Source organism: Pseudoalteromonas nanhaiensis, from assembly GCF_051235485.1.
GTDB classification, from domain to species: domain Bacteria; phylum Pseudomonadota; class Gammaproteobacteria; order Enterobacterales; family Alteromonadaceae; genus Pseudoalteromonas; species Pseudoalteromonas lipolytica_C.
The window spans coordinates 1-21296 of record NZ_JBPNYQ010000019.1 but is presented as its reverse complement, the minus strand read 5'-3'; the positions used below and the strand labels follow the sequence as shown (position 1 = coordinate 21296).

The window sequence follows — 21296 nt, the reverse complement described above, 5'->3', positions numbered from 1 at the left end:
ATGGCTATTCCGTCACTATCTGGAGTTGATCACTGCCATTTAAATGTTGATGATTTAGCGGCTGCAGTAAAGTGGTATCAACAAGTACTTGGTTTTAGTGTGGTACCTGAACTCGCTTTTTGGGATGAAGGAAAAGGCCCTTTAACTTTAGAAGATCAAGCAAAGACGATTCGTTTGGCGCTATTTGAAGCAGAAGGCACCAGTAAAGGAATTGCCTTTGGCGCAGATGCAGCACAGTTTTTAGCGTGGCTTGAGCATCTAGCTCAATTTGATATTAAAACCGTTGTTGCAGATCATGGTGTTACTTACTCAATGTATTTTAAAGACTGTGCCGGTAACAGCCATGAAATTACTTCTCACGATTATGAAGCAATTAAAAAAGGCCTCAAATGAGGCCTTAAATACACTATTAGTTGCTATAAGTGTTTTTGATTTCTATGATACTGTCTATTTGACCGATAAATAAATCGATAAGTTGTGGGTCAAAATGCTTACCGGCTTCGTCTTTTAACAAATCGATGGCTTCTTCAACTGACCAGGCTTTTTTGTAAGGGCGCTTCGACGTCAATGCATCAAATACATCTGCAATTGTGACAATACGTCCTTCAATACTGATCTCTTCGCCTTTAAGGCCATACGGGTAACCTGTACCATCCCATTTTTCATGGTGTTCAAGCGCAAGCTTATGAGCAAGCTGTAATAATGGCGAACTTGAGTTTTCTAGAATTTTAGCGCCAATGAGAGCATGTTGTTTCATATGCTCATACTCTTGCTCATTTAAACGTCCTGGTTTTAAAAGAACAGCATCAGGAATTCCTATCTTGCCGATATCATGCATAGGCGCTGCTTGCCTAAGTTGCTCTGCTTCATGCTCACTCATACCATAGGCAAGTGCTAATATTTTACTGTAACGGCTCATACGAGAAATGTGCTCGCCAGTGTCGGTGTCTTTGTATTCTGCGGCGCGGCCTAAGCGTTGGATCAAATCAATATGCGCCAGTTGTAACTGTTCAGCATGAACTAACGATAGATGGTTTTTTACACGAGCCTTTACAATCGCAGGGCTAATTGGTTTGGTAATATAATCGACTGCACCAAGGGCAAAGCCTTCAGATTCATCTTGCTCATGAGAGAGCGCGGTGACAAAAATGACAGGAATATGCGCTGTTTTTGGGTTTGCTTTTAATACTTTGCAGACTTCAAAACCAGTCATATCTGGCATCATGATATCCAGTAAAATTAGCTTTGGTGGTTCATTTTCAACAAGCTGCAATGCAAGCTCGCCAGACTTAGCAAATGATAGCCGGTAATCTTTAGCGAGCACTTCTCTGAGCACTTTGAGGTTTGCAGGTTCGTCGTCGACTACAAGAATTCTTTCACGTTCTGAAACGGGAGTCATTTGTGTTCCTTAGCAGCTAAGAGGCATTGCTTTAACTCAGTTAAAGCCTGCATCGCTGCATCAAAATCAAAATTATCAAAATGCGCACAAATTTCAACAACCCTGTCTTTATACTCCGCTGGGGCCTCTGTTTGAACAAGGTTTAATAGTTCATCGTCTATTTCTGCGTGTTCAGCTTGCGTGAGCAGTTTATTAACTTTAGCTATTAATGCGCCTATGGGAATAGCGTGCTCCAGTGGTTGATCAACTTTTGACTGGTTAAGGTCCCCAAGCTGAGAGTAAAGAATACGCCATTCTTGTTCACACTCGTCAATCAGTGCAGCAAAGCTATCCTTTTCTCGCTCTTTTTCAGCTAAAGTCAGTAGGTCTAATAATTTTGCAAGTGCTAAATTCCCTGCAACACCTTTTAAGGTATGTAAAATTGATTTTTGCTCTGCTTCGCTGAGTGTGGATCCCTTAAGTCGTAGAATACTATGTTGGTGGTTAGCTAGGAATAAGCCAATTTCAGTATTTAGCTTTTCTTTCGAACCCCACAATAACACCCCTTTATCGTAGTTTATGTGTTTTTTATCATTACTTTCGTAGTAATCATGGGTAGTACTAATGTCTAAACCAAGTACTTTGGCTATTTCATGATTTAGTTGACTAATGTCCACAGGTTTATTCGCAAAGCCATTCATGCCAGCTTCTTTAGTTGTCAACTTATCTTGTTGAAGAACGCTTGCGGTGAGGGCGATAATTGGCGTAACCTTTATTTGTTGTATTTGCTCTAATTCCCGTATCTTCTTACACGCGGTTAAACCGTCACACTCAGGCATATGAATATCCATTAAAATGACATCGAAAGTTTGCTTTTCGAACGCTGCAATAGCCTCAAAACCATTGCTTGCGGTTGTGATAGTATGACCTGCCTGCGATAACAAGATTTTAAGTAGCTCGATATTTTGCTCAATATCGTCAACAACTAAAATTCGTAAAGGTGGTAAGGTGAGCTTACTGTGATTAAGAATATCAACTTGTTTTGCATCTCCCTCTTGTAAGGGGAGCGTGAAATAAAAACAACTACCTTGTCCTTCATCGCTAATTACATTGATACTCCCACCCATTAATTCAACTAATTGCTTGCTGATAGTCGTACCAAGACCTGTGCCTCCAAAACGTCGAGTCATTGTGCCATCAGCTTGCTCAAATGGTTGAAAAATAGCATTTAAACGGTGTTTAGCAATACCAATACCTGTGTCTTTAATTTCAAAGAAGAGTTGATTATTTTGCGTTTTACTGACGCTGACTGTCACAGAGCCTTGCTCTGTAAACTTGATAGCATTGCCTAGCAAGTTATTCATAACTTGGCGAATACGTATTTCATCACCGATATAAACAGGTGCAACATCGTCGTTGATCTTCAGATCAAGCAGTAAATTTTTTCGCTTTGCTTCAAGCCAAAAAGTAGAAACGATGTTATCGAGCAGTGTCTGTAAATTAAAATGCTCAAGTTGTATGTCGAGTTTGCCCTTTTCTAACTTAGCAGAATCTAATACTTCATTAAGCAAGTGCAGTAATGAGCGTGCTGACTTATTAACGGTAATAATATGCTTTTGCTGTTCTTTACTTAATGGGCTATCCATTAAAATATCACTAAAGCCAATAATAGCATTCATAGGTGTGCGAATTTCATGACTCATATTTGCCATAAATGATTGCTTCGCATGAGCCGCAGCCTCAGCTTCTTGTTTTGCTTGCTTTAGTGATTCTTCATATTCATGACGAGCCGTGATATCGATTAATACACCATCAATGCACTTTTTATCAGTATCGACAGTTTCGTTTACTAATCCTTGCTCTAGTAGCCAGATAATCTTACCGTTGCGATGGCGAATGCGATATTCAACGGCGTATTGAGTGTTGTTTACTGCAGCATTTGAGATAATTTCATTAATAGATTGTTTATCATCGCCATGAATGATTTGCTCAAAATTAATTCGACCTGAAACAAACTCATCAGGGCTGTATCCCGTTAAATCTAAAACGCTGGGGCTAATAAACAGCATGCTCCAGTTTTCGTCTAATAGGCACCGAAATACAGCACCCGGCATATTATCCATCAAGGTGCGGTATTGTTTCTCTTTTTCTTCAAGACTTTGCTGCAAAGCACGCTGTTCTGTTAGATCAGTAATAAAACCGACAAATAGTGGCTCTTTGTCTGGTTGTTTTACTTCGCCAAGCCCTAACCGGATAGGAAATAAGTGTCCATGCTTGTGTTTAGCATAAACATTTCGGTTTACCCCGATGATTTTTTTAACTTCATGATTACTGCTATTTGATAAGTAGTCATCATGTTGGGCTGCAATATCATCATTCATTAGTATTTTTACATTTTTGCCTAACACTTCGTGTTGCTGCCAGCCAAAAATGTTCTCTGCTGCTTTATTAAAGCTCAATATCACTCCTTTGATGTTGATAGTCACAATACCATCAACAGCAGTGCTTAAAATGGCTTCTAGACGAGATTCTTCTGCAGACTTTTCAGCGAGTAGCAAGCGAAAACGCACCATACCGTTAAATATTCCGACTAAAGTGGTAAGTAATACGGTGGCGAATGAGACGCTAATTGCAATAAAAACCAGCTGCGATGTTTGGACATTTTCAGATAGCAGAGGGGATGTGGCTACAAACCGAGTTGCAGCCATACCCATGTAATGCATTCCTGATACTGCAAAACCAAATATAATGGCGCAAATAAGGCGATTTTGGAGCGCTGATAGTGCCTTGAAGTGATCACTCAAATGAAAACGTGAATACAACCCGATAAAAGATAAAAGGACAGCAACAATTATGGAGGCAGAAAACCAGCTAGGGTCATAGCGAAGCAGAGGGCTCATCTCCATCGCAGCCATGCCTGTATAATGCATTGTGCCAATACCTGCTCCAAGTAAAACTGATCCCAAGGCTAATTTAATTGCACGCGGGATACCCGACATATAATGGCGCCTGAAGATTGAAAAGCATATGTAACAAGCTAAAAATGCAGGTAGGAAGGATAAAAACGTGAGTGTGGGGTCGTAATTAACTGTCGTACACAGAGAAAAAGCGAGCATACCGATAAAATGCATACTCCATATCCCACCAGACATCACTAATGCGCCCGTTGCACTGCCTAACCTTTGGTACGAGATAAACTCAGTCTTGTTTGCTAAATCTATAATATAAAGTGAAAAATAGGCGGCAAAAATAGCTGTTGCGATTGAAAGCGTCACTAATGTGGGGTCGTAGATCCCATTAACAATTAAGCTGGGATTTTGATCGGTTATAAAAAACGTATTTATCATCATATTTATTCGTCACTGCCTTTATAACTAGTCTAATATAAATTGTTAGTTATTTTGAGAAAATACTCTAACTAAACTTCGTAGGTTTTAATTCCTTGGCTATATTTAGTTAAAAAGGAGTATTTTGAGGTGGTAAATGCGTAGAACTGAACAGACTTTAGTAGACCAAATGAAAATTAATGACGTTGAAATTCAGCACAGAATGAGTTTACTGGGGCTCACTTCGAAAAGTTTATCATCACTAATTAATTACAAACCAATTATTGAATCAGCGATTGAAGATGTGGTGAGTGATTTTTATAAAAAGCAAACAGAAGTCGATGAAATATCATTGTTAATTGGTGATGCCGATACATTAACCCGATTAAGAGATGCGCAGCGTCAATATATTATTGATTTATTTTGTGGTCGCTATGAGCATGAATATGTCAACAATAGACTAAGAATTGGTATGGTTCACAAACGTATTGGGGTAGAACCTAAACTCTATTTGTCGGCAGTTTGTACGCTTAAAGAACTGATCTTTGATGTGCTTAGAGATAAGATTAGTGACCAAGCTGAATTACAACAAACTCTAACGGTTATTGATAGATTAATTTATTTTGATACTACCTTAGTGTTTGATACTTACATAGATAGCTTAGTTGGAGAGATTGAGAACGCAAAACGTCGAACAGAAGTCTACGCAAAAGGACTTGAAGAAAAGGTCGCACAACGAACTCAAGAGCTTGAAAAGCTGGCTAAACTAGACCCTCTTACGAACCTTTATAATCGACGCGTAATGCAAGAGCTTTTACAGCGTGACTTAGCAAGAGCTCGGCGCCATAAATCACCGCTTACAATTGTCTATTTTGACTTAGATGACTTTAAATCAATCAACGATACGCAAGGCCATCAAAAAGGTGATGAAGTTCTTAAGTACATAGGCCAATATTTGTTGGAAAATATTCGTGAAATAGACGTTCCATGTCGTTACGGCGGTGATGAATTTTGCATCATTTTGCCAGATTGTGAAGTTGCTAGTGCAACCCATATCTGTGAAAAGCTAATAGGTATTTTTGAGGAGCAGTATCCGGAATTACATTTAAGTGTTGGCATAATCGCAGCCCCACTTGATAGCACTGTTGATGCAGAAGAACTAATTAACCGAGCAGATAAAAAAATGTATCAAGCTAAAAAGCACGTTGGTTCATACATTATGCTTTAGCGAGTCATACGTTTTACAAATACAACCACAAACAAAGCGAGAGAAAAACTACCACAAAATGCTTCTAATGCAGCAATAAATCGTGAAAAACCTATGGGAGTTATATCTCCGTATCCAAGCGTTGTGAATGTTACTACACTAAAGTAAAAACTATTCAATAAGGCAGATAAGTTGTCTTGCCAAGTGTTATCAAGGCTAAGTTGCAAAATTGTATCGCTATAGCTGACACCGAATAGAAAGTAACAAATTGCGCAGCAGATTATCAGCGAAAGGCTAAAGCGAATAACGTTTTCAGGCTTTTCACCATACCCACAAAGCATATCAATAAAACTCGACGTAATTTGTTTTGTTGATCCTTTTGGATATTGGGCATGGCGCATTCTAAGCTCTTTATAAGTAAAGTTGCCAGCCAGTTCAAAAAGTCCTTGGTTTTCAGATGCCTTCCTTAAGTTTCGATATATCTCTTCGGATTGTTCGAATAAGTCACGAGCTTCATCATACTGTCTATTTTTGCGAGCTTTAATGGCCTGTGCTTCTTGCAGTAAATGGTCGCCTAAATCGATATTGTCAATACGACTATCATTAAACTTAACCCCTAATAAGTTTGTATTCTTTAAATCGCAATAATGTAAGCTGGCATCGTGAAGATTTGCTTTCATTAATGATGCGTTAGCGATTTTGTTATTAAAAAGGTGTGCGCCTGATAGGTTTGCTCGATAAAAGTTACAGTAGGATAGGTCATATCCCTCCTCATCATCCTGCTTAATAAGATTAAGACCACTGAGGTTAGCGCGCTTTAGCTGTAACCCATGCAGTAAACCACCTTTTTTCGCATAACGCTCTAATTTCTGGGTTAGATCTAGTCCTGACTTATCAAACTTACTATCGTGCCAAAAACAGAATCCAGACCCCATATCGGTTTCCAAGCATTTCTTTCCTGAAGGCGAGGTATAACTACAACAAGGTTTATCAGACATAAACATGAAAATTATTTGTTGGTCATCTTTATAGATTAGCAGTTATTTTACAGGGTAAAATGGAATCCATACTTTTTATTAATTGAATTGGCTTATATTTGTTGAACTACACCCTAAAGCGCAGTAAACGCAGAACCACAGTGGCTATTAAAGTTGCTGAACAGAAACTCACTGTTTATGCGCCTTTTTATGTTCCACAAACTGAGATTGATGCCTGGTTAAAGACCAAGCAAGATTGGGTCGATGAACAAATTGCCAAACAATCCATTCATGCTGAACGCCGCCAACTTCCTCTTGTAAACGCGGCGATTAAGTTATTTGGACAAAATGTGCCGATAGTATTTGCTAAAGGCACTAAAAGCACTTGGCAACAAGATGCACAGTGTCGGCTTATTTTATCTATTTCATCACGGGTCAAACATCAAGAAGCAAACTATTTAGCACTGCTCGAGCAGTTTTTACACGAAAAGCTAGAGAGTTATATCGAAATGCGTGTTCATGATTATTGTTTGCAGATGTCTGAAGCTCTGCCCACAAAACTTAAAATTCAACATTATAAACGTCGTTGGGGAAGTTGTAATAAGCGTCGAGAGCTGACCTTTAATTTACATTTAGTGAGTGCACCGACATGGGTGATTGATTATGTGGTTGTACACGAACTTGCTCATCTTAAACATATGAATCACAGTGCTAAGTTTTGGCAACGTGTTAGACAGTTTTATCCAGACTATAAAAACGCTGAGCAATGGTTGAAACAAAATGGCAGTAGTTTGAGTTGGTAGCGATAAGCTAGAAAGAGTAAAGCTAGAAAGAGTAAAGCTAGAAAGAGTAAAGCTAGAAAGAGTAAAGAGTGGTGGAGGGAGCTGGATTCGAACCAGCGAAGGCTGAGCCGTCAGATTTACAGTCTGATCCCTTTGGCCGCTCGGGAACCCCTCCACACAGATTTTACTATTGCATTTGGCCACACTACCAGAAGGAAGTGGTGGAGGGAGCTGGATTCGAACCAGCGAAGGCTGAGCCGTCAGATTTACAGTCTGATCCCTTTGGCCGCTCGGGAACCCCTCCAATGCAACGGCGCTGATAATAGCAAACTGGTTATTTAAGTAAAGAAAAAAACTAAAGAAAATTGGATTAATGCCGATAACTGATTAATCTGGAATCTATTTGGCTAAAGTCTATGCAAGTTGATGGTTTGTTGCTCAATGAGAGTCAACTCGATAATCGTCTTAATAAAAGTGTTCATGAACATCGCTCTGGTGAGTTTGCATTATTATTAGCAATGCTCTCACATGACGCACTTGATTTTAGTCAATTTCATCTACCTAAAACAGAAATAAGTAATCCTCACGTTTCAGAAGAGGTGCTTAGAGCCCAGTTAGGGGCAGGTCCTAAGCAATCATTAGCACCAGAGCAATTTGATATGTTGATTGGTCAAGATAATGCTCTTCGATTACTTCAAGGTGGTCTTTCAGACATTCGCTTACGTCATTGTTTAGCACCTGAGCCATTGCATGTTCGAGATGATAAAAATCACATTCCACTAGAAGTGATAGACAATTGTGAGCCCGCAGTAAGAAAACGCTACCTTGATAAAAATCAACCAACTGAGCGTGCCCAAATTGACGCTGCAGCTTTTTACGATAGTTTAACAGAAGATGCTATTCATCAACCTTTGCATTTAATTTCAGCCTAATTGATTAACTACATTGTCACATAAATAAATTAATCTACACTTTAATAAGTAAATTCAAGCAACATAAGAAAAAATACAGCTAATTTTTTATGGCCTTGTTATACTGTGTGCCTATGGCTTAGCGCCATTGTCATTGAACCAAGCTATTAGGACTATAATGAAGAAGACATTCACGCTTAACCACGAGAAGATTAAGTACCCTCGCATGGTTGATGCAGCCAAACACGAAGTAAAAAAATATTTGAAACGTGAGCGTAATAAAACACTCCCAGCTGGTGCTGATTATTGGGCATTTGACTGTAAGTTTGGTGAATCAGCGGATGAAGCCGAAGTTGTTCACGTAGCAGAGATTAATAAATGTATTAGTGATATTGAAGCCAAAGGCTTAACATCGTTTTATGTTGAGATCTTAGCGCGCCCTGCACAGCGTCAACACCAAGAATTTGATGAAGAGTAATTTATACACGGAATCAAAAAATGGGCCTTTTTAGGCCCATTTTTACTTTAAGATAACTATCTATCGAGCAAATGGATCGGCGTTAATCTTTTCTATATACCAATTACCTTTTTTGCGGATCATTTTTACACTGCGCATATCATCCACTTTTTTACCGTTGAAGTAACCCGTAAAGATTAAATTAATATTAGCCTTATCACCGTACTGTTCACGTAAACTCATATTGGTCATATCAACTTCAATTACAACTTCGTCGTATTGCATGTTAATTAGGTTACGAGCGAATTGGTTTGCGGTGCCATAAGATTTCATAATGCGAGCCATTTTTGGAGTTGCGTATTCCATGGCTTGATTTAAATCGTTTTGGTTATACAGTGCATCAAAATAAAGCGTGGCTGTGTTGCCTGGGGTATTTTTTTCGCCCTGAGGTGACTCTTCAGAGCCACAACCCAACATTAAGCAACTACTCAATAGAGCAAAAATTAAGAGTACGTTTTTCATTATGCTTTGATTTGCTAGATTAAATAATTTTAAGTGTGTGACTAAATGACTGAGATGTAAAGTTAACTTAGTAAAATTGTGGGATTTATTTTTGCTTGGCAATAAAAAAGGATGCCTTGGCATCCTTTCTTAAATTAACTGCACTCGTTATTGAACTAACTCTTTTTCACTGAATTCTTCAGCAAATAATGGGCTAGATAAGTAACGCTCAGTAGCACTTGGTAAAATAACAACGATGTTTTTACCCGCATTTTCAGGTTTTTCAGCAAGGCGTTTTGCAGCAACCACTGCAGCACCAGACGAAATACCTACTAAAATACCTTCGTTTTTCATAAGCTCGTGAGCCATTGCAATTGCATCTTCATTTGATACTTGCTCAGCGGCATCAACAACTTCTAAATCAAGGTTGCCTGGGATGAAGCCAGCACCGATACCTTGGATTTTATGAGGACCCGGTTTAATTTCTTCACCAGCTAAGGTTTGGCTAATAACTGGAGAATTAGTTGGCTCAACAGCAACAGATTGCACGTTTAGGCCTTTTTCTAGTTTAAGGTAACGGCTAACACCTGTAATAGTACCACCTGTACCAACACCTGCTACGAAGATGTCGATTTTACCGTCCATTGCTTCATAGATTTCAGGACCCGTTGTTTCAAAGTGAATTTTTGGGTTAGCTGGGTTTTCGAATTGTTGTAAAAGAATGTATTTTCCAGGCTCACTTGCTTGAATTTCTTTTGCTTTTTCAATCGCGCCATTCATACCTTTAGCGCCATCAGTTAAAACTAGGTTAGCACCTAACGCTTTTAATAGTTTACGACGCTCTAGGCTCATCGTATTAGGCATAGTCAGGGTTAATTTATAGCCACGAGAAGCTGCTACAAACGCAAGTGCAATACCTGTGTTGCCAGAAGTCGGCTCGATTAACTCTTTGTCTTTGGTTAATACGCCTGACTTTTCTGCTTCCCAGATCATTGAAGCGCCAATACGGCATTTAACACTAAAGCTTGGGTTACGTGATTCTACTTTAGCAAAAACATTACCTGAGGTTACGCGGTTAAGCTTTACAATCGGTGTATTACCAATTGTTAATGAATTATCTTCAAAAATGTTAGACATAGTGTTCCCTTGGAAGCAATTTATTCAATCGTGATCAACTAGCTTAGGCTATTGATCTGTAATAGTCACACTTTACTGTGACTATTAAAAAACGAAAGTAAAGTTTGGCTATAACATATAGCGAATAGGCTTATAGCATTTAGTAATAAGGTGGAAAAAGAAGGGCGCGCACCGAAAGGTGCGCTAGTGGAGTCTTAAAGTAACCAAGCGTAGCTAAATTTAGCAAATAGGGTACGCTGCTCTTTAGTTATCGATGAAAGTTCATCATCTTGATAGCCATTATCAGAGTAACCTGCAAAGAATACTGTTTGCGGGTTCAGTTTGTAAGAATACAATAACTGGGTGGCTAACTTTTTATATTGGCTATCTACATCATCAATGTAATTAGCTTGATTACGTTCTAAATCGGTATAAATGACTGCAAGGCGTAAAAAGCTATTCACGTTAAACTGGTAAGTTAACCGCACATCACTTAAATTTGCGGTAAATACTTCGCTTCCATCAGCTTCAAGTTGCTCATAAGTATGACGTAAACGTACTTCAAAATGTTTACCAAGATTCATATTCAGTACCGGGCGTATATGAAACTTATCACCAGTGCGGTTATTGGCTAAGTCAACGGCATTACCTGTATACATATATAAAGAAGCAAAGACCCCAGCGGTTGGTTTAAAATCACTGTAAAAGCCAACGCCATTTTCGCTAAATAAATCTGTGTTGCCGTCTATATCTAAACGTGATTTATCGTGGCGAAGACCTGTACGGTTTCGGTGTTCAACAGAGACTTCAAAAAAGCTTTGTAATGGGCCGCTGACAGAAAAGCTGGTTTGTGCTTCTTTTTCAAGAAGTTCATTATTTTCGTTGTGGGTAATATCCCAATCGGCATACAGGTTAGCGCGGTTCCACCAATTACCTTTATCACCATACCAGCGGTATTCGCCACCTGTAGTAAACTTTTTAAAATCAACTTGCGAGATAAAACCTAAGTCAGCTCTTAAATCAGCATCGCGATAATTATAGTCAGCAAATGCACGCCAGTACTTCTCATCATGTTGATACTTAACATAGTAGCCAGTACCCGATTGTTGTTCTTTACTTAAAACACGAAGTACACCTTCGTTATAGTCGCAATCACTATTTAATTCACAAATTACTTGCTCAGGTTGTAAACAGTTATCACCATCACATAACTCGCCAATAAAATCCTGACTGTATTGCGTTTGTGACTTTAATACTTGTACTAGGAAAACATCGTTCACTGTTGGTTTGTATTTACTATCAATACTATAAACCGTGTTTCTATAATCATCACTTTGTCTGTGAGTTGCTGTTGAACCAAGTGATAACCCTGATTCAAAGTCGTATCGGTATCGCAGAGCACCGTTTTCACTTTTCTCGTCAAGGGCGACAAGAGATGAACCTAAATTGCCCGGGATCAACACATTGGTTTGCGTATCATTGGCAATAAAACCGGCAAATGTATGGCCATTTTTGCTACCTGTGATCTTGGTTCCATAATCTGGTTGGGCAATATTACGGGTATGAATAAGGTTAAGTGTTGATGCAAAGTAGTCAGCGTTATCTAAAAAGAAGGCACGCTTTTCTGGGAAGAACAAGCTGAAATTATTATTCACACTCAATTGAGCAACATCCGCTTCAACCTGTGAAAAGTCAGGGTTAATCGTCGCATTTAAGGTAATATCTGGGGTGATCCCCCATTTAACATCCAGGCTGGCTTCAGTATTGTTCTCTGACTCCCAATCAGCCACTTGTGCGCCATCGATATCACGAGTCTCATTTTTGCCAAGCACCACAGATGGAATAATCGCCACGTTATTGCCTTGCTTTGCTTGTTCAAAACCTTGGTAACTTGGCATTTGGCAAATCCAACAATTGTTACCATGGTCAATTTGCATATTTGAGATACGCAAACGTTCACTACGCGGTAAAAATCGTAAAAACTCCATCGCCATCGTTTTGGTTGCTACGCTGTCGTCAAAATTCAATACGCGTAAGGGAATAGCCACTTCTACTGTGTAGCCTTTATCGTGAATAACACCAACACTATCCCAAATACCGTCCCATGATGAGCTTTCATGTTTAGTCAGTTCGTTTTCTATCGAGTCTTGTTGTACGCCAAGTGGGTTAATAAAAAACTGATAAGCTAATTGAGCATTATTGTATGAATCAATTTTCAGCCCCACTAAGTCATCATCCCATGCTGCATCACGGTCACGATAGAAAGCGCGAATTAGTTCTGGATTTGGGTCGTTTGCTTCAAAGCCAATAAATAACGTCTCGCCATCTTCATAGACATAGGCGTGTGTGGTCACTGGGCTTTTGCTGTTTTCATAAGGCCACGTGACATTATCAATCGTGATTTTTTTTGCGTGTTGCCAACTTGCTTCATTTAGCTTTCCGTCAATTGTTGCTTTTTCCGCAACAAAAGGGAGGGTGATGGGTTGGCTGGTGGCCAAGGAAGTAAAAGGTGTGCTCAGTAGAGCGGCACTTAATATAGATTTATACATAAGAACTACACGGGTATTCAAAATTGCGAGCATGTTATTAACTTGCAACTTTGTTAACAAATGCAACGCGATAGGACGCATATATTTACGTTCAAATTAGATTCTGCGAAGCTGTGGTGGTAATTTGCGCAGTTAAACGTTAATTTGGCTGTTTTATAACAAAAGTAAACTAAAACGTGGTAAAAGGTTACCACCTAAAAATTGAAGTGATCGTTATGAATTTAATTCTAAAATTAATTGCTGGTATTGTTGCCGGTATTTTAGTGGGCTTGTATGTGCCGCTAACAGGTGTTGAACTCCTCTATACAGTAAAAGAAATAATAGGTCAGTTGATCACCTTTACCATTCCACTGATTATTTTATTTTTTATCGCATCTGGTATTGCTGGCTTACCAAAAGGTTCTGGCCACTTACTTGGCAAAACTGTCGGTTTTGCTTATGGGTCAACGATTATTGCTGGCACCTTAGCGTTTTTATTAGTCAGCGCCATGATCCCATTGTTTGATGGGGGCTTAACGTTTGAAGCTGAAGTAGCTACAGAAGTGGGCAGCTTTATTGATTTAGAAATTCCACCACTTATGAGCGTAATGACGGCGTTAGCTGCGGCTTTCATTTTTGGTATTGGTATGAGCCAAATGCAACTTGATATGTTGAAGAAAGTTTCTGATCAGGGTCGTGATGTAATTGATGGCTTATTAGCAAAGGTTATTATTCCAGCATTACCGTTTTATATTGCCGGTGTATTTGCAGAGATGACAGTCGCTGGCACTGTGGTAGATACGCTGCAAACATTTGGTATTGTATTACTTGCAGCATTGATCATGCATTGGTTATGGCTAACCGTTTTATATGTCTCAACGGGACTTTTATTAAAAAGAAACCCATTAGAGCTTGTAAAAAATATGCTACCCGCTTACTTTACTGCTTTAGGTACAATGTCGAGTGCAGCAACAATTCCTGTATCGCTGCGCTCAAGTAAAGCTAATAATGTAAAAGAAGATGTTGCAAACTTTACAGTGCCGTTATGTGCAACCATCCATTTATCGGGTTCAACAATTACCATTGTGACATGTGCAATGGCAGTGATGTTCTTATCACCGAATATGGATGTACCATCTTTATTTGGTATGTTGCCATTTATTATGATGTTAGGTGTTGTCATGATTGCAGCTCCTGGAGCGCCGGGTGGTGCGGTTATGTCGGCATTAGGACTATTAACAAGCATGCTTGGTTTCAATGAAGGCGCAGTGGCATTAATGATTGCACTTTATTTAGCACAGGATAGTTTTGGTACAGCTTGTAATGTTACAGGTGATGGTATTATTGCGCTGTGGGTTGATCGTTTTAGCGAGAAAAACGCCGCATAAAATGATGAGTGAAACAATAATTTGATTTATTGTTTCACTCATTCTGTGCTAATGTGGCACATTAAATTTACACAAGCATGTATTTGGGTTATTTGAGGGTGTTCCATTGATTAATGTACTTTTAGTTGATGACCATGAGCTTGTACGGACAGGTATCAGACGTATACTTGATGATGTTCGTGGTTTTAAAGTGGTTGGTGAAGCTAAAACCGGTGAAGAAGCGGTGCAATTTTGCCGTCAACATTCGCCTGATATCGTGTTGATGGACATGAACATGCCAGGTATCGGTGGTTTAGAGGCAACTAAGAAAATCTGTCGTTATTGCCCTGATGTAAAAATTATCGTGCTGACGGTGCATTGTGAAGATCCATTCCCAAGCAAAGTGATGCAAATCGGAGCTCATGGTTATCTAACTAAAGGTGCCGGCTCTGATGAAATGGTTAACGCTATTCGTGCTGTAAATGCCGGCCAACGTTATATCGCGCCTGAAATTGCTCAGCAAATTGCCCTTGCACAGGTAAGCGGACGCACAGACGAAAATCCGTTTCAGAGTCTTTCTGAGCGTGAACTGCAAATTATGCTGATGATCACCAAAGGTGAAAAGGCACAAGACATAGCAGAGCGTTTGAACCTAAGTTCTAAAACAGTGAATAGCTATCGCTATCGCATGTTTGAAAAGCTAAATGTGGGTGGTGATGTTGAACTTACGCATTTAGCAATTCGTCACAAAATGATCGACATTGATAGTTCGCATTAATTTGCTCAATGTCTGATTTCGAACCAGCCCGTTTTCTTAAAACACTATCAAGTGAGCCCGGTGTCTACCGAATGCTTGATAGTGAAGGGCAAGTTATTTATGTAGGTAAGGCTAAAAATCTAAAAAAGCGCGTAACTAGTTACTTTCGCAGTAATGTAACTGATAGTAAAACACGTGTCTTAGTAAGCAATATTTGCGGTATCGAAGTCACCCTGACTAACACAGAGACCGAAGCCTTATTACTTGAAAACAACTTAATAAAAAAATATCAGCCTCGTTACAACATTTTACTGCGCGATGATAAATCATACCCTTATATTCTTTTAACTGATCACAAACACCCGCGACTCGCTTTTCATCGTGGTAGTCGTAAAATCAAAGGCGAGTATTTTGGTCCATTCCCAAGTGCAGGGGCGGTATCTGAAAGCCTGCGTTTAATGCAAAAAATCTTTCCGGTTCGCCAATGTGAAGATGCCTATTACCGAGCTCGAAGTCGTCCATGTTTACAATATCAGTTAAAACGTTGCTCAGCGCCGTGTGTTAATAAAATTACCGATGAAGAATATCAACAAGAAGTCGATTTTGTACGTAAGTTTTTACTAGGCAAATCTCATGAAGTTATTGCTGATTTAATTGCTAAAATGGAGCAAGCAAGCAAAGAGCTTAAATTTGAGCTCGCTGCAAAAGTACGCGACCAAATTATGTTACTTCGGAAAATGCAGGAACAGCAATCGATTTCCGGTAATCATGCCGAAATGGATGTGGTTGGCTTTGCGCATTTAAATGGTTTAAATGCGGTTCACTTATTAATGATCCGCGATCATAAGGTACTTGGTAGCAAAACCTATTTCCCTAAAGTGCCTAAAGACTCTGGGCAAGAAGAGATTTTAACTTCCTTTTTAGGCCAGTATTACTTAGCACCTGGTGCAACAGGGCGCATTGCCAAAGAAATCATCTTACCGTTTACAATCGAAGAGAGTGAGCCTCTAAGCGATGCACTTACGGCAATTTCTGAGCGTAAAGTGAGTTTAAAAGTCGCTAATCGTGGTGAGCGAGCTCAGTATCTTAAGCTTGCTAATAAAAATGCCCTTAACAGCATTAGTGTTAAGCAAAGCACGCAGGACTCAATTAATAAACGCTACGCACAATTAAAAGAAACGTTACGCCTAGATGATATAAATCGTATGGAATGTTTTGATATCAGCCATACAATGGGTGAAAACACGGTTGCAAGTTGTGTGGTGTTTGATTCGCAAGGTCCAAATAATAAAGAGTATCGCCGTTTTAATGTTACCGGCATCACTGGCGGTGATGACTATGCTGCAATGGAATTTGCACTTAATAAACGCTACAACAAAGTAGTCGATGAAGAAAAAATTCCAGATGTCATCTTTATTGATGGGGGTAAAGGGCAATTATCTCGTGCTGAACAATATTTTGAAAACTGGCCACATAATAAAATGCCATTGCTGGTGGGTGTTGCAAAAGGCACAAGCCGAAAACCAGGTTTAGAAACGCTATTAATTGATGGTGGACGAAAAACAATACCACTTGATTCAGACGCGCCGGCACTGCATTTAATCCAACATATACGTGATGAGTCGCACCGTTTTGCTATTGCTGGGCATCGTAATAAACGTCAAAAACAACGCACGCAATCATTATTAGAAGAAATTACCGGTGTTGGACAAAAGCGCCGACAGGCATTATTAAAATATTTAGGGGGCATGCAAGGGGTAAAAGCTGCTAATATAGACCAATTAAAACAAGTTCCTGGGATCAGCCCTGAAATGGCTGAAAAGATATTTAATCATTTGCATGACAAGGCGTAGCCTTCGTGCGAATATAGTAAAAAAAGACATCTCCAAGTAGTTATGTGGAATATTCCAAACACACTCACAACCTTTAGACTTTTTCTTATCCCCATTTTTTTGGTGATATTTTATTTGCCTTTCTCATGGGCGTTTTTCGCAGCTGCGTTTGTTTTCTGGCTTGCGTCAATCACAGATATCCTTGATGGCTATCTTGCGCGTCGTTTAAATCAGTCAACGCCATTTGGTGCGTTTTTAGATCCTGTTGCTGACAAAGTAATGGTGTGTGCAGCACTGGTTGCTTTATCAAGCCATTATCAAAGTTTGTATATGACTATACCTGCATTAGTTATTATTAGCCGCGAAATCGTTATTTCTGCATTACGTGAATGGATGGCAGAGCAGGGTAAGCGTGACAATGTAGCCGTATCTAACATGGGTAAGTTTAAAACTGCGGCACAAATGCTAGCCATTATTGGTTTGATTTGGCAATTTGATACATGGATGATCTACTTAAGTTATGGTCTTTTATACGTTGCAACATTCTTAACGCTTAGTTCTATGCTGCAGTATTTAATGGCAGCATGGTCAGAATTGACCAAAAATTGATCCTAAGCGTATAATTACACACCGTTTTAGATAAAAAATAAGCAAACAGTTCAAAACTAGCATTTTTTATATTGACGCGTTTAATAATCTCTGTAGAATGCGTCCGTGTTGAGAGGGCATAGCCCCCAAGATAAAGAAAGCGGCACTAGCTCAGTTGGTAGAGCGCAACCTTGCCAAGGTTGAGGTCACGAGTTCGAGCCTCGTGTGCCGCTCCAATTATCTAATTTGGCGGAATGGCAGAGTGGCCATGCAGCGGATTGCAAATCCGTCCACCTCGGTTCGACTCCGGGTTCCGCCTCCATTCAACACTCCACGCGCTCTATGAGCAACCCGATGCCCGGGTGGTGGAATTGGTAGACACAAGGGATTTAAAATCCCTCGCTGGTAACAGCGTGCCGGTTCAAGTCCGGCCCCGGGCACCATTTTGTGGTTAACTACAATACCAAATGTAGTTTTAAAATTACGATTTAACTCTAGAGTTAATATGATGCGGCACTAGCTCAGTTGGTAGAGCGCAACCTTGCCAAGGTTGAGGTCACGAGTTCGAGCCTCGTGTGCCGCTCCATATTAGCTTTATCCACTTGCTTTAAATAGCAAACCCGATGCCCGGGTGGTGGAATTGGTAGACACAAGGGATTTAAAATCCCTCGCTGGTAACAGCGTGCCGGTTCAAGTCCGGCCCCGGGCACCATTTTTAGTGGTAACTAATTAAAATTTTGCGGCACTAGCTCAGTTGCCAGAACGTTATCATCGCAACCTAAAGGTTGTGCACCAACGGACAAAACACTGACAGAAACAAATTTGCGGCACTAGCTCAGTTGGTAGAGCGCAACCTTGCCAAGGTTGAGGTCACGAGTTCGAGCCTCGTGTGCCGCTCCAATTATTTGGAAGCGATAAGGCGGAATGGCAGAGTGGCCATGCAGCGGATTGCAAATCCGTCTACCTCGGTTCGACTCCGGGTTCCGCCTCCATATAATACTCCACATGCTCTTACGAGCGACCCGATGCCCGGGTGGTGGAATTGGTAGACACAAGGGATTTAAAATCCCTCGCTGGTAACAGCGTGCCGGTTCAAGTCCGGCCCCGGGCACCATTTACATAAAATACCTCTTCTCTATTTCATTTATATTTCTTTTTATAATCTCATCAAATTATTTTTTTATTGCCAAAATAGCTTTATAGTTTCCTTAGTCTTTTTAAAACAGCTAACGCGTTTCAAGTTTTAATCAATAAATAGGATCAAGGAAAGATAATGGAGCAATTTAAACGTGGCTTAAATCAGTTTTGGGTGGGCGCCGTATTTGGGCTTTGTTTAGCAATCTCACTAGTACTAATACCTGTTGCGATTATTATGTCGAACATTAACGACGTACTTAAAATTCATGAAGTCAGTGTGCTTGTTGATAAAGTATCGACCGCATTTGAAAAGTCAGAACAAGTCATCAGTAATGCGAAAGCGGCGCTAACCGACTTTGATAATGACGTGGTGATGGCTATGCTCACCGCCGTGCAATCTTATCAGCAACAATCGCAGCCATTATTAACTGCAGAGCAAAAACAAGCATTAAAAGCGCAAATAAAAGAGCAGCTTGTTACGCAGCTTGAATCCAAACTTAACGAACAGCAAATCACATTCATATTGTCTGTTTTTGAAAAATTAGCAAATACAAAAAAGGGAGCACAATCGCTCCCTAATTAAGTAATCACTTGGCTTGATTATTTGCGCCACGCGCCTTTAGGAATAGTTTGATCGAGCTTTTTGTTTTGCGAAGGATCGAAAGTAGGTAATTTACCTGCTTTACGTTGTGAGTTGTAATCCTTCGCAAGCCAAATAACGACACCCGAAAGCATAAATAAAGCGATGACGTTAACAATTGCCATCAAGCCCATCGAAATATCGGCAAGCGTCCATACTAAAGGTAATTCGCCGAGCGCACCAAACATCACCATACCAAGTACTAATAATCGGAAGATCAACATGCCCGATGCATGGTTATGTTCTAAAAATAATAAATTGGTTTCCGCGTAAGAATAATTAGCAACAATCGAGGTAAATGCAAAAAACAAAATTGCAATCGCAACAAAGGTTGCTCCCCAGCTACCAACATGTTCTTCAAGGGCAGCTTGCGTCAATGCAATACCAGTCACACCTGAATCAGGTATAAGCTGTTGTGATAATAAAATAAGGGCTGCGGTTGCAGTACAAATAATAATTGTATCTACAAATACACCGAGCATTTGCACATAACCTTGTGAGGCAGGGTGAGGCGGGTTAGGTGTTGCCGTTGCAGCAGCATTTGCAGCGCTACCCATACCAGCTTCATTAGAGAATAAGCCACGTTTAATACCCTGGATCATCGCCTGCATAACACCATAACCAATTGCACCAGCGCCTGCTTGCTCGATACCAAAGGCACTATTAATAACATGCATGAACACATTTGGTAGTAAATCGTAGTTCATGGCACATACATAGAGTGCAACTAGCAAATAAGCCAGCGCCATAAATGGCACAACCATTTCTGCAAAACGTGAAATAGTTTTTAAGCCACCAAAAATGATAATGCCAGACCCTAATACTAAGCCGATGCCTACAACATAGTTTGGAATCCCAAACGCAACATCAAATGCAGCAGCAATAGAGTTTGATTGAACTGCATTAAATACCAAACCAAAAGCAAGAATAAGGCAAAGAGAGAAAATGACTCCCATCCAACGTTTGCCCAAACCATATTCCATATAATAAGCAGGGCCACCGCGAAAGTTGCCATCTTCATCGACGGTTTTATATGCCTGAGCAAGAGTACTCTCGGCAAAACTTGTCGCCATACCTATTAAAGCAATAAGCCACATCCAAAAAATTGCCCCGGCACCGCCTAAATAAAGTGCAACGGCAACACCTGCCATATTACCCGTACCTACTCGCGCAGCTAAAGAAGTACAAAATGCTTGGAATGAAGAAATGCCATCGCCAGAACCTTGGCGGCTCTGAAACATCACTTTGATCATATGTGGGAATTGAGTGAATTGAATAAAACCGAGTCGAAGAGTGAAAAATAGCCCCGCAGCTATTAAAAGGTAAACCAGAATGTGACCCCAAAGGAGACCACTTATACTATTTATAATGTCTGTCATTTTTCTTGCCTTGTGAGCGAGTGGAAAATCTGCGGCGCAAGTTACCATAACAAGCGAGGAGAGTTTAGTTATTCTGCTAAAAAACATCAGTTATCCACAGGTGTTTGTGGGTAACCTGTTTGCGCTTGGTGGGTATCTGATTAATTTGAAAATATTCAAAAAAACCTTCAAAAAGTGCTTGCGTTAAAAATCCATCTCCCTATAATGCGCATCCACTGACACGGCGGGCAGCAATGAAAAGCGCTGAACAAACTGACAGAGAGTTAAGTAAAACTTCGGTTTAAAACGGTCTAAAAAGAAAGTTTAAAATTAAGTATTGACTCAAAAAATTAAGGGTGTATTATACGCATCCCTCGAGACGCGAAAGCAACTCGAAACGTTCTTTAACAATATAAAGCAATCATCTGTGTGGG

General features: G+C 40.0%; 17 protein-coding genes and 10 tRNA genes. 18 read left to right on the top strand and 9 right to left on the bottom strand.

Annotated elements, in window-relative coordinates; all coding sequences use genetic code 11:
- Complete coding sequence (locus tag ACSFVZ_RS15315; RefSeq protein WP_135925323.1) at nucleotides 1–393, top strand: VOC family protein; 393 nt, start codon at nucleotides 1–3, stop codon at nucleotides 391–393.
- Nucleotides 394–409: 16 nt separating this feature from the next.
- On the opposite strand, the gene ACSFVZ_RS15310 is transcribed toward ACSFVZ_RS15315, so the two are convergent.
- Together ACSFVZ_RS15310 and ACSFVZ_RS15305 are read right to left on the bottom strand one after the other, a co-directional pair.
- Nucleotides 410–1399 (bottom strand): response regulator, encoded by a 990-nt coding sequence (locus ACSFVZ_RS15310; RefSeq protein ID WP_135925320.1) that lies wholly within the window; start codon nucleotides 1397–1399, stop codon nucleotides 410–412.
- Nucleotides 1396–4725, bottom strand: a complete 3330-nt coding sequence (locus ACSFVZ_RS15305) for a PAS domain S-box protein (protein ID WP_435559190.1) — start codon at nucleotides 4723–4725, stop codon at nucleotides 1396–1398. Before ACSFVZ_RS15305 ends, ACSFVZ_RS15310 begins: the two co-directional genes overlap by 4 nt.
- Nucleotides 4726–4861: 136 nt before the next feature.
- Between ACSFVZ_RS15305 and ACSFVZ_RS15300 the strand changes: the two genes are divergently transcribed.
- Nucleotides 4862–5932, top strand: coding sequence for a GGDEF domain-containing protein (locus ACSFVZ_RS15300; RefSeq protein WP_435559167.1), 1071 nt, complete (start codon nucleotides 4862–4864; stop codon nucleotides 5930–5932).
- Here the strand turns inward: ACSFVZ_RS15300 and ACSFVZ_RS15295 are convergent.
- Nucleotides 5929–6909 (bottom strand): ion channel, encoded by a 981-nt coding sequence (locus ACSFVZ_RS15295; protein WP_199527407.1) that lies wholly within the window; start codon nucleotides 6907–6909, stop codon nucleotides 5929–5931. The genes ACSFVZ_RS15300 and ACSFVZ_RS15295 overlap by 4 nt on opposite strands.
- A 101-nt stretch (nucleotides 6910–7010) precedes the next feature.
- On the opposite strand from ACSFVZ_RS15295, the gene ACSFVZ_RS15290 reads away from it, so the two are divergent.
- The gene (locus ACSFVZ_RS15290; RefSeq protein WP_253039716.1) at nucleotides 7011–7691 is read left to right on the top strand and encodes a M48 family metallopeptidase; all 681 of its coding nucleotides are present in this window, start codon (nucleotides 7011–7013) and stop codon (nucleotides 7689–7691) included.
- A gap of 69 nt (nucleotides 7692–7760) precedes the next feature.
- Here the strand turns inward: ACSFVZ_RS15290 and ACSFVZ_RS15285 are convergent.
- Nucleotides 7761–7845 (bottom strand) — tRNA-Tyr (locus tag ACSFVZ_RS15285).
- Nucleotides 7846–7889: 44 nt separating this feature from the next.
- Nucleotides 7890–7974, bottom strand: a tRNA-Tyr gene (locus ACSFVZ_RS15280).
- Nucleotides 7975–8086: 112 nt separating this feature from the next.
- On the opposite strand from ACSFVZ_RS15280, the gene ACSFVZ_RS15275 reads away from it, so the two are divergent.
- A complete protein-coding gene (locus ACSFVZ_RS15275) occupies nucleotides 8087–8602 on the top strand; it encodes a VC2046/SO_2500 family protein (RefSeq protein ID WP_138557482.1) in 516 nt (171 codons plus the stop codon).
- A 157-nt stretch (nucleotides 8603–8759) separates the two neighbouring features.
- Entirely contained in the window at nucleotides 8760–9059 is a 300-nt protein-coding gene (locus ACSFVZ_RS15270; RefSeq protein ID WP_135925308.1) for a DUF6172 family protein, read from the top strand.
- A gap of 60 nt (nucleotides 9060–9119) precedes the next feature.
- On the opposite strand, the gene ACSFVZ_RS15265 is transcribed toward ACSFVZ_RS15270, so the two are convergent.
- From ACSFVZ_RS15265 to ACSFVZ_RS15255, 3 genes are all read right to left on the bottom strand, one after another.
- Nucleotides 9120–9515, bottom strand: a complete 396-nt coding sequence (locus tag ACSFVZ_RS15265; RefSeq protein ID WP_235383619.1) for a hypothetical protein — start codon at nucleotides 9513–9515, stop codon at nucleotides 9120–9122.
- 192 nt (nucleotides 9516–9707) lie between these two features.
- A complete protein-coding gene (cysK, locus tag ACSFVZ_RS15260) occupies nucleotides 9708–10676 on the bottom strand; it encodes a cysteine synthase A (RefSeq protein ID WP_135925303.1) in 969 nt (322 codons plus the stop codon).
- A 194-nt stretch (nucleotides 10677–10870) separates the two neighbouring features.
- Nucleotides 10871–13204: a carbohydrate binding family 9 domain-containing protein gene (locus ACSFVZ_RS15255; protein WP_435559166.1), complete on the bottom strand. Its 2334-nt coding sequence runs from the start codon at nucleotides 13202–13204 to the stop codon at nucleotides 10871–10873.
- Nucleotides 13205–13419: 215 nt separating this feature from the next.
- Between ACSFVZ_RS15255 and ACSFVZ_RS15250 the strand changes: the two genes are divergently transcribed.
- From ACSFVZ_RS15250 to ACSFVZ_RS15190, 13 genes are all read left to right on the top strand, one after another.
- Nucleotides 13420–14571 (top strand): dicarboxylate/amino acid:cation symporter, encoded by a 1152-nt coding sequence (locus ACSFVZ_RS15250; RefSeq protein WP_135925298.1) that lies wholly within the window; start codon nucleotides 13420–13422, stop codon nucleotides 14569–14571.
- Between the two features lie 106 nt (nucleotides 14572–14677).
- Nucleotides 14678–15328 carry a UvrY/SirA/GacA family response regulator transcription factor gene (gene uvrY, locus ACSFVZ_RS15245; RefSeq protein ID WP_054553647.1) on the top strand — a complete coding sequence of 217 codons (651 nt, stop codon included), beginning with the start codon at nucleotides 14678–14680 and terminating at the stop codon, nucleotides 15326–15328.
- Nucleotides 15329–15336: 8 nt separating this feature from the next.
- Entirely contained in the window at nucleotides 15337–17160 is a 1824-nt protein-coding gene (gene uvrC / locus ACSFVZ_RS15240) for an excinuclease ABC subunit UvrC (RefSeq protein WP_235383615.1), read from the top strand.
- A gap of 42 nt (nucleotides 17161–17202) precedes the next feature.
- The gene (pgsA, locus tag ACSFVZ_RS15235) at nucleotides 17203–17748 is read left to right on the top strand and encodes a CDP-diacylglycerol--glycerol-3-phosphate 3-phosphatidyltransferase (RefSeq protein ID WP_062566986.1); all 546 of its coding nucleotides are present in this window, start codon (nucleotides 17203–17205) and stop codon (nucleotides 17746–17748) included.
- Between the two features lie 139 nt (nucleotides 17749–17887).
- Nucleotides 17888–17963 (top strand) — tRNA-Gly (locus ACSFVZ_RS15230).
- Nucleotides 17964–17975: 12 nt separating this feature from the next.
- Nucleotides 17976–18049: transfer RNA gene (locus ACSFVZ_RS15225), tRNA-Cys, on the top strand.
- Between the two features lie 34 nt (nucleotides 18050–18083).
- A tRNA-Leu gene (locus ACSFVZ_RS15220) sits at nucleotides 18084–18170 on the top strand.
- A 67-nt stretch (nucleotides 18171–18237) separates the two neighbouring features.
- Nucleotides 18238–18313, top strand: a tRNA-Gly gene (locus tag ACSFVZ_RS15215).
- A gap of 39 nt (nucleotides 18314–18352) precedes the next feature.
- Nucleotides 18353–18439: transfer RNA gene (locus tag ACSFVZ_RS15210), tRNA-Leu, on the top strand.
- Nucleotides 18440–18551: 112 nt separating this feature from the next.
- Nucleotides 18552–18627, top strand: a tRNA-Gly gene (locus ACSFVZ_RS15205).
- An 18-nt stretch (nucleotides 18628–18645) separates the two neighbouring features.
- Nucleotides 18646–18719: transfer RNA gene (locus ACSFVZ_RS15200), tRNA-Cys, on the top strand.
- A gap of 35 nt (nucleotides 18720–18754) precedes the next feature.
- Nucleotides 18755–18841 (top strand) — tRNA-Leu (locus ACSFVZ_RS15195).
- 159 nt (nucleotides 18842–19000) lie between these two features.
- Nucleotides 19001–19447, top strand: a complete 447-nt coding sequence (locus tag ACSFVZ_RS15190) for a hypothetical protein (protein ID WP_138558982.1) — start codon at nucleotides 19001–19003, stop codon at nucleotides 19445–19447.
- Nucleotides 19448–19464: 17 nt separating this feature from the next.
- Here the strand turns inward: ACSFVZ_RS15190 and ACSFVZ_RS15185 are convergent, their stop codons facing one another.
- A complete protein-coding gene (locus ACSFVZ_RS15185; protein WP_063707173.1) occupies nucleotides 19465–20883 on the bottom strand; it encodes an alanine/glycine:cation symporter family protein in 1419 nt (472 codons plus the stop codon).
- Nucleotides 20884–21296: the final 413 nt, after the last annotated feature.